Here is an 8059-nt window from a genome sequence, read left to right as displayed (position 1 = left end):
ACTTGTCGATCGTCTGTTGGTGATACTGGTTTGCAAAGAGGTCATTCTTAATGGCGCTGCGTTTCTTCATGGTGGTTAGCTCAGTAGACCAGCTTCCGATAACTTTATCAGCAAAATCAAACTCGGCTTAGGTTTTTCGAGGTGCCCTAATATCATTAGGCAAAGAGGAGCCCATATGGATTAATAATAGCGGAATATAGTTGGCAAAACTGCCGGCTTGTAAAATTATTGGTACAGCCGGCGCTGGCGATCTCATGGTGGCTGCATTGATTTATAGTTTACTGATGAAATAAATCCTATAAAGAAACATTCCGTTTAACCAGGCTATTTACACAACAAACCAAAACTCAGCTAAAAACAATCAATCTAACAACCATATATAGACTAAAATTTGAACCTGTTTTTTACTTACGACGCCATACGGTTCCTTGCGGACTATCCTCTAATATAATGCCCATTTTAGTCAGTTCATCACGCGCTGAATCAGCCTGCGCCCATAATTTGTTTTCGCGTGCATCATTACGTTGCTTAATTAATGTCTCAATTTTTTCTATGTCAGCGCTGTGAGAAACTTGTGCTCGACTTTGTAAGAATTGTTCAGGATCCTGTGTTAATAACCCCAAGACATTGGCTAATTGGCGTAATTGTACTGCTAATCCATTCGTCATTGTCATATCATCGACTTTCAGTCGATTAATTTCTCTTGCCAAATCAAATAGAACTGAATAAGCCTCCGGCGTATTAAAATCATCGTTCATTGCTTGCATAAAACGCCGCTTAAATATTTCATTATCAGTAGATATAAAATTATTAGTATCAGTATCTCGTAAAGCGGTATAAAGACGCTCAAGCGCGGTGCGAGCCTGCTTTAAATTTTCTTTGGTATAATTTAATTGACTACGATAATGCCCTGATAATAAGAAATAACGCACTGTTTCGGCATCATAATGTGTCAATACATCACGAATGGTAAAGAAATTATTTAATGATTTTGACATTTTCTCCCGATCTACCATAACCATTCCAGTATGCATCCAATAGTTTACATAGGGGCCATTATGGGCACAGGATGATTGAGCTATTTCATTTTCATGATGAGGAAACATCAAATCTGCCCCACCACCATGGATATCAAAATGTTCACCCAGTTGTTTACCATTCATGGCTGAACACTCTATATGCCAACCTGGTCGCCCATCTCCCCAAGGAGAAGACCAACTGGGCTCATTCGGTTTAGACATTTTCCATAACACAAAATCTAATGGATTACGCTTGGCATCCGTGACTTCAACCCGCGCTCCAGCTTGTAATTGCTCGAGATCTTGGCGGGATAATAGTCCATAATCAGGATCGCTATTAATAGCGAACATGACATCACCATTGTCTGCAATATAAGCATAGCCACGCTCAATTAGGCGCGCAGCCAAATCAATAATTTCTTTAATATGGTCAGTTGCTCTTGGTTCAAAATCGGGGCGCAAAATATTTAACGCATCAAAATCCTTATACATTTCAGCCAACATGCGTGATGTCAAAGCGTCGCATGTTTCATTATTTTCAGCTGCCCGTTTGATGATCTTATCATCCACATCAGTAATATTACGCACATAAGTCAGGTCATAACCAAGATAACGCAAATAACGGCTAATCACATCAAAAGCGACAAAAGTTCTGCCATGACCAATATGACATAAATCATAAATAGTAACACCACACACGTACATGCCAATTTTGCCTGGGGTAATTGGTCTAAACTCTTCTTTTTGACGACTTAGTGTATTATAAATTTTTAACATTGAGACTTTTTCCATCATCAGCCGGTACATGCGGTAAATGGTTTATTTTAATTACATGACTATGCAAGAGGCCATTGCTACCAATAAACACAACTATTGGAGCCCTATATTCTGAGTTATGCAACTACAAGGCGCAAGGAAATTATTCAATATTCCACAAATACTGACGCAATTAGCCCAATATGGTATAAAATAGTTGATCTACTTTAAATTGATTACTTTGCTTTTTGATTTTTACATTACTTATAACGATTTATCAGGATAGTGATTATGGTAACTTTTCACACCAATTTAGGCGATATTGTCATTAAAACTTTTGATGAAAAATCGCCCATAACGGTAAAAAATTTTTTAAACTATTGTCGTGATGGATTTTACGATAACACGATTTTTCATCGCGTTATTAATGGATTTATGATCCAAGGTGGCGGTTTTGAACCCGGAATGCAGCAAAAAACGACCAAGGATCCAATCAAAAATGAAGCGAATAACGGATTAAAAAATAACCGTGGTACGCTCGCGATGGCTAGAACCAATGATCCACATTCAGCCACAGCACAATTCTTTATTAATGTTGTCGACAACGACTTTCTAAATTTCCGTTCAGAACAGCAAAATGGCTGGGGTTACTGTGTTTTTGGCGAAGTAGTTGAAGGAATGGATATTGTTGATAAAATTAAAGGAGTCGAAACAGGTCGTAGTGGCTTACATCAAGATGTACCAGTTGAAGATGTTATCATCAAACGCATAACGGTTAACGAATAATTACAAACTATGGCAATCTTATTTATTGCTGATTTACATTTAAGTGAAAAAGAGCCGGCTATCACTGCCGGTTTTCTGCATTTCTTACGCGAACAAGCAAGCCAAGCTAAGGCTTTGTATATTTTAGGTGATTTTTTTGATTATTGGATCGGTGATGATGATCCCAGCCTGCTACATGAAGCTATAGCGCAAGAACTTAAGGAACTGCAAAGTAAAGGTGTTCCCTGCTACTTTATTCATGGTAATCGTGATTTTTTGCTGGGTAAGAGATTTGCTAAAGAAAGTGGCATGATTTTATTACCAGCAGAGAAAGTATTAACGCTACATGGCCATAATATCCTCATTTTACACGGTGATACACTTTGTACTGATGATATTTCCTATCAGCGTTATCGAAAACGAGTATATAATCGCTGGTTGCAACGGCTATTTCTAGCGCTTCCATTATCTACCCGCCACTGTATCGCTGAAAGAATGCGTAAGAATAGCCAATCAGCCACCCAACTTAAGCCAGAGTATATTACCGATGTTAATGAACAAACAGTAATTGAAAAATTTCGAAAATATCAAGTCGATTGGATGATCCACGGCCATACGCATCGACCTGCTATCCATAAAATTAATGTTAATGGTAAAATATTACACCGAGCGGTGTTAGGTGCCTGGGATCAAAATGGCTCAGTGATCAAAATAACGCTTAAAACTATCGAACTGCTTCATTTCCCTTTTTATTAACGTTTCCCATCTCAGCTTAATCCTGTGATGAAAAATTTAGGCAAACGTTTTTCTTCTTTATCGGCCATGATATGATCTCTCTTAATTTGCCATCAATAAATGACTTAAATCCAGGAGCAACAAATTAATGATCGCTCAATTTGATGCACAGAAACCGTCACATTCCAACGCCAAAATTGCCATCGTAATGGGCTCCAAAAGCGACTGGAGCACGATGAAATATGCAGCCGATATACTTAATGAACTAGAACTACCCTATCAAGTAGAAATTGTTTCTGCTCATCGCACGCCAGATAAACTCTTCACCTTTGCTGAACAAGCAAAAGAAAAAAGATTGCAGATTATCATTGCCGGTGCTGGTGGAGCCGCACATTTACCCGGTATGCTAGCAGCTAAAACGTTAGTTCCTGTTTTTGGCGTTCCTGTTGTAACAGCGACACTTAATGGTATTGATAGCCTTTATTCGATTGCTCAAATGCCAAAGGGCATTCCAGTGGCTACCTTCGCAATTGGTAAAGCTGGGGCAGCCAATGCGGCATTACTGGCAGCCCAATTTCTTGCTGGTACAGATAATGAACTTTATGAGCGTTTATCAATCTGGCGTTTAAAACAAACTAATGACGTCTTAAGCAATCCCGATCCACGGGAGGTGGAATGAAATCGATTTGCGTCCTTGGTAATGGCCAGTTAGGCCGCATGTTACGCCAAGCAGGAGAGCCGTTAGGTATTCGTGTTTATCCTATCGGTATCGATGATAAATTAGAAACTATCCCCTATCAACACAGCATCATAACAGCCGAAATTGAGCGCTGGCCCGAAACGCCGCTTACCTGTGAATTAGCTCGCCAAGCTAGCTTTATTAATCGCGATATCTTTCCGCAACTGGCCGACCGGTTTCCACAAAAGCAATTGCTAGATTCTTTAGCCTTAACAACAGCTCCCTGGCAACCTCTTAATAATCAAACACAATGGCCACAATTATTTACCGAGCTAGGCGATTTTGTTATTGTTAAATGTCGTACTGGTGGTTATGACGGCCGTGGACAATGGCGTATCACACCGGATAACCTATCAATACTGCCAGCTGAGATTTATGGCCAAGCAATTGTCGAAAAAACCATTCCTTTTTTAGGAGAAGTTTCACTCGTTGGTGCTCGTAATATAAATGGCCAATGTGCTTTTTACCCACTAACATACAATCTACATCAAGAGGGCATACTACGAGCAAGTATCGCTTTTCCTCAGCCAGATAAAAAATTGCAAACTCAGGCAGAATTGATGCTGTCGACCATTATGACAAAATTAAATTATGTAGGTGTGATGGCAATGGAATGTTTTATTTTAAATGATAAACTGCTAATTAACGAATTGGCGCCACGTGTTCATAATAGCGGTCACTGGACACAAAATGGCGCATCTATCAGTCAATTTGAACTCCATCTGCGAGCCATTTCAAATCTACCAATTCCTACCCCTAATATAGACACTACGGCAGTCATGATTAATTTGATAGGTACAGCATTAAATCCTGCATGGTTGTCATTACCTTTAGTTCACCTACATTGGTATGAAAAAGACGTTCGTCCAGCGCGCAAAGTAGGCCATCTAAATTTGTGTAGTAACAATCGGCAAGCGATAAAAAACTCATTAAATACAATACAAACCTTACTTCCTAGTGAATATAACGATAGTATTCGATGGCTAAACACAAAATTAATGCATTCCCCACGACACGATGAGTGAAAATAAAAACAACTACCATGTTGAATAAGCTAGTTTATTGTTAAGCTAACTGTTTTCATGGAATAGTTGTCTGCTTAGGAGTCATAATGCCTGCACAACAACAAATATTTGGTCCAATTTACCCATGGTATATGTTAGTTTTATTGGGATTAATTTACTTCTTATCAACAGCCACCACCTTTACTTCTCTAGGTGTCGTACTGCCTAGCATGATTAATGAATTCAATTGGAACTGGGCAGAAGCAGGACTGGGGTTCACGATATTAGGATTAACCTGTGGTTTATCAAGCTATCTGCCCACCTTAATGATCCGTAAACTGGGTCTTCGAATAACATTATTATTCGGCCTTACTATTTTTATCCTTGGCTTTTATTGCCTCTATTCTACCGCCAGTTTATTTCATTACTTTTCTGGTACTGCCTTGTTAGGCATTGGCTTTACTTTTTTAGCAACGGTGCCAGGTACTTATGTTATTTCGCGATTGTTTGAAAAACAATCGCTTGCTTTTGGCTTCTACTTCACTATTGGTGGCTTAGGCGGTGTGGTAGGCCCTTGGATCTATTTTCTGGCAACACGTTTCTGGGGTTCATGGCGCATACACTGGGTCATTTCAGCGCTTTGTTTGGCCATTGTTGTTTTTATTACACTATTAACCTTACGCGAAGGCCAACGTGAAATTTCACATGCCAAAACGATCGCTGACAAATTGACACAACACTCTTCAGAAACAATCTACAAAACGAAAGAAATATGGACTGCCAGTGGTGCCCTACGCACCTGGCAATTTTATATCATTGCCGCTAGCTATACCGCCTTTCTTTGGTGTTGGTGCGGGATTACCGTTAATAGCTTTGCCGTTGCCCACATCATAGAACAAGGTTTTAGCGAAACAATTGCCGCATCTTCCTTAAGTGCAATGGCGTTTATCAACGCCTTCTCTCGCCTGGCTGGAGGTGCAGTCGGCGAGCAGCTAGAACCCAAAAAATTATTAATAAGCAGTCTAATAATTATTATTTGTGGACTTATTATTGCTCTCAGTTTTGCCACAACCTGGCTGTGGCTAATCTTATTTACTATTGGTGTTGGAGTCGGTTATGGCATGACCTTTCTAGCCTCAAGTGTTTTACTGGCTAACTATTTTGGTCGAGGTCCATACCTGGAGCTTTTTTCTGTCATGAATTTACTCTCTACTTGCGCCTGTTTTGCCCCATTCTTCGGCGGAATAATTAAAGATTATACAGCGAGTTTTACGCCGGCATTTTTAATTATTACTATTCCTGTTTTTATTATTTTATTACTAACATTATTAATGAAACCGCCAGTGCAGCGATTGCCTCAAAATTACAAATTGTAATTAAAAACAGACTTATTTTACTTATTTAGCGCTTTATCTGTTGGCATTAAGAATCAATACTAGTATGTAGCATGATAATTTTATTGAGATCAAAAACCATGAAAAGAGTGATTTTTATTACTGGAACCTCAAGTGGTATTGGATTATGCGCTGCCAAAATTTTGCTAACCAAAGGTTATCGAATATTAGCGGGTTGTCGTAAAGAAGCCGATTTAATTACCATGAAAACACTAGGCTTTGAACCGATTAAAATCGATATGGATAATGCAGAAAGTGTAAAACAAGCAGCCCAACAAGTTATCGAATTAATTAATGGCCGATTATATGCCTTATTTAACAATGCCGGTTATGGTGTCTATGGCTCACTGAATACCATCAGTCGACAACAACTAGAGCAGCAGTTTTCCACTAATTTTTTCAGTATCCATCAGCTCACCACTTTATTACTACCGGCCATGCTACCTTATAACGAAGGGCGTATTATTCAGACCAGCTCTGTGTTAGGAATTGTCTCTTCTGCTGGTCGTGGAGCCTACGCGGCCAGTAAACATGCTTTAGAGGCTTGGTCAGATGCACTTCGTCTTGAACTAAAAGGATCGGGTATACAAGTTTGTATTATCGAACCTGACCCAATTAAGACACGTTTTACTGACAACGTCGATCAAACCAATAAAGATAATCCGGTTGAAAATCCAACTATCGCTGCAAGGCTAGCATTAACGCCAGAACACGTTGTCAAACGACTACTCCATGCATTAGAGAGTCCCAAGCCCAAAATTCGCTACCCAGTAACACTATTAACTTACGCTATTGCCTTTATGAAACGTCTATTACCTGATCGGTTAATGGATAAATTTTTAACATAACAAATATCTTTTTCCCCTTGAAATAACCAAGTTTGAGCTTATTTTATAGGGATCACCGAACATAATTTAAGAGAAACATCATGCTAGCAGCTGCTTATGCCATCGACGTAAACGAATCTAATCTGCAACAAGTCATCGAACAATCAATGACGCAACCGGTTGTTTTCTATTTTTGGTCACCACAAAGTCCTCATTGCCAAACCTTAGGTACCACGCTGGATAAATTAGCGGCTGAATATGCTGGCCAATTCACGCTAGCAAAAGTCAATTGTGACACCGAGCAAATGGTTGCCGCTCAGTTTGGATTACGTGCCATTCCAACTGTCTATTTATTACAGCAAGGTCAACCGGTTGATGGCTTTCAAGGACCTCAATCTGAAGAATTTATCCGCGAAATGTTAACTCATGTCCTACCAACAGCAGAAGAATTAAAAATTACTCAAGCGACTGAATTAATGGCCGCTGGAAAAACTGCCGAAGCTTTGCCCTTGCTAAAAGAAGCCCATCAACTAGCGCCTAAAAATAGTGACATTAGCCTAACTTATGCAGAAGGTGCGACAGGAAGTCGTCTGACATATTGTTTTGAAAAAGGAATGGACAAAACCAGTCATCCCATTGACTGTAACCTACCGTGACAGGCGTGGCGGGCAACTGCGGGGTCTGAAGCTCACGGGACAATGTAACCTTGCATTGTAAAATGCGATAACGAAACCGTGAGGGAATAGTTATTACCTGCAAGCATCATGCGGATGAGGTGCTAGGTTTATCGGTATGGTTAACATATGTGAACTGTTAATAA

7 protein-coding genes and 2 pseudogenes are annotated in these 8059 nt (G+C 39.6%); 8 read left to right on the top strand and 1 reads right to left on the bottom strand.

Translation table 11 applies throughout. From position 1 onward, the window contains the following. Nucleotides 1–146: 146 nt before the first annotated feature. Nucleotides 147–287: pseudogene (locus CBG25_RS10800) on the top strand (PfkB family carbohydrate kinase); the annotation flags it as partial. Nucleotides 288–404: 117 nt separating this feature from the next. On the opposite strand, the gene cysS reads toward CBG25_RS10800, so the two are convergent. Then, nucleotides 405–1796, bottom strand: coding sequence for a cysteine--tRNA ligase (gene cysS, locus CBG25_RS10795; RefSeq protein ID WP_290606595.1), 1392 nt, complete (start codon nucleotides 1794–1796; stop codon nucleotides 405–407). A gap of 270 nt (nucleotides 1797–2066) precedes the next feature. On the opposite strand from cysS, the gene ppiB reads away from it, so the two are divergent. From ppiB to CBG25_RS10760, 7 genes and pseudogenes are all read left to right on the top strand, one after another. Further along, on the top strand, nucleotides 2067–2561 hold the full coding sequence (ppiB, locus tag CBG25_RS10790) for a peptidylprolyl isomerase B (protein WP_032115161.1): 495 nt from the start codon (nucleotides 2067–2069) through the stop codon (nucleotides 2559–2561). 9 nt (nucleotides 2562–2570) lie between these two features. Further along, nucleotides 2571–3296, top strand: a complete 726-nt coding sequence (lpxH, locus tag CBG25_RS10785) for a UDP-2,3-diacylglucosamine diphosphatase (protein ID WP_290606592.1) — start codon at nucleotides 2571–2573, stop codon at nucleotides 3294–3296. Between the two features lie 127 nt (nucleotides 3297–3423). Continuing rightward, nucleotides 3424–3954 (top strand): 5-(carboxyamino)imidazole ribonucleotide mutase, encoded by a 531-nt coding sequence (gene purE, locus CBG25_RS10780; RefSeq protein ID WP_290606590.1) that lies wholly within the window; start codon nucleotides 3424–3426, stop codon nucleotides 3952–3954. Beyond that, a complete protein-coding gene (gene purK / locus CBG25_RS10775) occupies nucleotides 3951–5039 on the top strand; it encodes a 5-(carboxyamino)imidazole ribonucleotide synthase (protein ID WP_290606588.1) in 1089 nt (362 codons plus the stop codon). Before purE ends, purK begins: the two co-directional genes overlap by 4 nt. An 86-nt stretch (nucleotides 5040–5125) precedes the next feature. Further along, nucleotides 5126–6394, top strand: coding sequence for an MFS transporter (locus tag CBG25_RS10770; protein ID WP_290606586.1), 1269 nt, complete (start codon nucleotides 5126–5128; stop codon nucleotides 6392–6394). Between the two features lie 98 nt (nucleotides 6395–6492). Continuing rightward, complete coding sequence (locus CBG25_RS10765; RefSeq protein WP_290606584.1) at nucleotides 6493–7260, top strand: SDR family oxidoreductase; 768 nt, start codon at nucleotides 6493–6495, stop codon at nucleotides 7258–7260. 80 nt (nucleotides 7261–7340) lie between these two features. Beyond that, nucleotides 7341–7799 (top strand): annotated as a pseudogene (locus tag CBG25_RS10760) (thioredoxin domain-containing protein); the annotation flags it as partial. Between the last annotated feature and the right edge of the window lie 260 nt (nucleotides 7800–8059).

This window comes from Arsenophonus sp. ENCA (assembly GCF_002287155.1).
GTDB classification, from domain to species: domain Bacteria; phylum Pseudomonadota; class Gammaproteobacteria; order Enterobacterales; family Enterobacteriaceae; genus Arsenophonus; species Arsenophonus nilaparvatae.
The sequence above is the reverse complement of the archived record's forward strand: the minus strand, read 5'-3'. Positions and strand labels throughout refer to the sequence as shown.